Annotated in this window: 1 pseudogene; it reads left to right on the plus strand. The window is 67.6% G+C overall.

From position 1 onward, the window contains the following. A pseudogene (locus tag ACLEQD_RS44800) lies at positions 1-679 on the plus strand (hypothetical protein); the annotation flags it as partial.

Genomic DNA, 679 nt, shown 5'->3' on the forward strand with positions numbered 1-679 from the left:
CGTTCACCGAGTGCGGCCAGTCCATCCTCGGCCTGAAGAAGCAGGCGAAGGCGGGCGGAGTGATGCTGCTCGGCGAACTGCACGGCACGCAGGAGGTGCCACGCTTCATCGCGCAGTCCGTGTGTCAGCTCGTCACGGTGGGCATGCCGGTGACGGTGGGCCTGGAGCTGCCGGTGGAGAACGAGGAGCGCATCACGGCGTTCCTCCAGAGCCAGGGCGGTGAGGTGGACTGGCTCAAGCTGATGGAGGCCCCCTTCTGGCGCAGTCCGTATCCGGACGGCCGGGGCAGCGCGGCGGTGGCGAACATGCTGGAGCAGCTGCGCCAGTTGCGAGCCCAGGGCCTGGACGTGGCCGTCTTCGTCTACGACCACCCGAAGCTCTCCGGACAGCAGCGGGAGGACGCGCTGACGCGGACGGTGTTGTCGCAGGTGAAGGCGACGCCACAGCGCTTCCACCTGGTGGTGAGCGGCAACGTCCACTCACGCACGGCGAAGGGCCTGCCCTGGGACAAGCAGTACCGCCCCATGGGCTACCTGCTGAAGGACCAGCTCGACGACGTCATGGCGCTGGACATGGCCTACGACAGCGGCACGGCGTGGATCTGCGCGGCGAACAGACAGAGCAGCAAGCTGGACTGCGGCGTGAAGGAAGCGAAGGGCAAGGACAACGGCGACCGCTT

The organism is Corallococcus sp. 4LFB, assembly GCF_046520365.1.
Lineage (GTDB): Bacteria > Myxococcota > Myxococcia > Myxococcales > Myxococcaceae > Corallococcus > Corallococcus caeni.